The organism is Nocardia sp. NPDC049220, from assembly GCF_040647855.1.
Taxonomy (GTDB): Bacteria; Actinomycetota; Actinomycetes; order Mycobacteriales; family Mycobacteriaceae; genus Nocardia.
The window spans coordinates 1-1,781 of record NZ_JBEZDA010000057.1 but is presented as its reverse complement, the minus strand read 5'-3'; the positions used below and the strand labels follow the sequence as shown (position 1 = coordinate 1,781).

Here is a 1,781-nt window from a genome sequence, read left to right as displayed (position 1 = left end):
GGATGCGGTGGCGCAGGCTGCGCGTGAGGGTGTGTTGTGTGAGTTGAGGTTGGCGCCGTTGTCTTTGGTGGAGGCTGCTGAGGCGTTGGGTGAGCGGTCGGATTCTCCGGTGGTTCGGGCGTTGCATTCTGAGAGTGGTGGGAATCCGTTTTATTTGGAGCAGTTGGCGCGTGGTGCGCGGAAGCATCGGCGGGTTCCCAGGCCTGGTGATAGTGGGGATAGCGGGCATGACACTGGTGTGTCCATCGCCTTGCGTATGACGATTACCCAGGAACTCGCAAGTTTGCCGAGCGAAACGCTCAAGGTCCTCCAGGCAGGGGCGGTGGCCGGCGATCCGTTCGATGTCGACCTTGTGACCGCGATCGCGGAGTCCGACGAAAAGCGAGTGCTGAGATCTCTTGATGAGCTTGTTGTCGTCGATCTGGTTCGTCCGACGGCGACGGCGGGTCAGTTCCGTTTTCGGCATCCGATCGTGCGGCGGGTGGTGTATGACGAGGCGATGCCGGGGTGGCGGTTCAGCGCTCACAAACAGGCGGCGAAATTGCTTGGTCGGCGTGGTGCCTCGATCGGTGCGCGGGCGTATCACATCGAGCACTCCGCCTGTTTGGGGGACGCGGAAGCTGTCGATTCGCTGACCGAGGCCGGGCGAGCGGTGGCGCAGCGCGCTCCGGCGGCTGCTGCGGGTTGGTTCGACGCTGCTCTGCGTTTGTTGCCAGTGACCGGGGCCGATGAGCAGCGGCTCGGGTTGCTTGTGTCGCGGGCTGGCGCGTTGGCGTATTCGGGTGGTTTACGTGATAGCCGGGTGGCGTTGGAACAGGCGCTGAAGCTAGTTCCGCGGGATGCGCTCGGTGAGCGGTTGCGGGTTATCGGCATGATCGCTCGTGCTGATCATGGGCTCGGGCGGGCGGAGGAAGCTCGTCATCTGCTGGTCGCGGCGTTGGCGGAAACTCCGGTGGATAGTGCGGAGGCGGTGTCGCTGGAGTTGGCGCTTGCCGAGAATTGCCTCATGAGGCGACAGTGGGCGGAGGCTGTCGACATCGCGTCGCGGGCTCGTGGGCAAGCCGAAGCGCTGGGCGATCCCGGGCTGCTGATCGCTTCCAGTGCTCTGCTTGCCTTGTTGACCACCTATCAGGGCGACAAGGCCCGATCGCACTACCTCGCGGACATGGTCGCCGGTCATATCGACGCCGGTGATGTCGTCATGGCACCCGAACTACTCGAGCCACTGGCGAACCTGGTCGACGCCGAGATAGGGATCGACCAGATCCGGGCGGCCAGCCGACACGCCGAACGCGGACTGAAGATCAGCCGCGCCACCGGACACGGCCACGTCGTCGCCCGGTTCCTGGTCGGTGAAGCCGGCGCGAAAATGCTTCTCGGTCAACTCGAAGGCGCACGACGCGCCGCGGAATCGGCCGTCGAGGTAGCACTACTGCTCGACAACGACCAACTCCGAACCACCGCCGAAGGCATGCGCTGCTTCGTCGAAACACTGGCCGGCGACCTCTCCGCCGCCACACATGCCGGACAAGCAGCACTCCAAGCGGTCGAACGCGCACCCGGCGCCCACTACGCATGGCTGGCACGCGGAGCCTGCGGCCAAGCACTCGTCGAAGCCGGCGAATTCGACCGCGGCCGCCAAGAAATCCAATCGATCGGCGGATCAGAACTATCAGAAATGCCACCGATCGTCCGCTCATTCTTCGAATCAGCATTAGTCAAAGCCGAACTAGCCACCGGCCACATCGACGCAGCCGAAACCATCGCCCAACGAATGGAAA

General features: G+C 63.9%; 1 protein-coding gene. It reads left to right on the top strand.

All coding sequences use genetic code 11. The features are described from left to right. Positions 1-256: 256 nt before the first annotated feature. The coding region (locus tag AB0C34_RS31510) for a hypothetical protein (RefSeq protein ID WP_357081092.1) at positions 257-1,781 on the top strand (1,525 nt) is incomplete at its 3' end.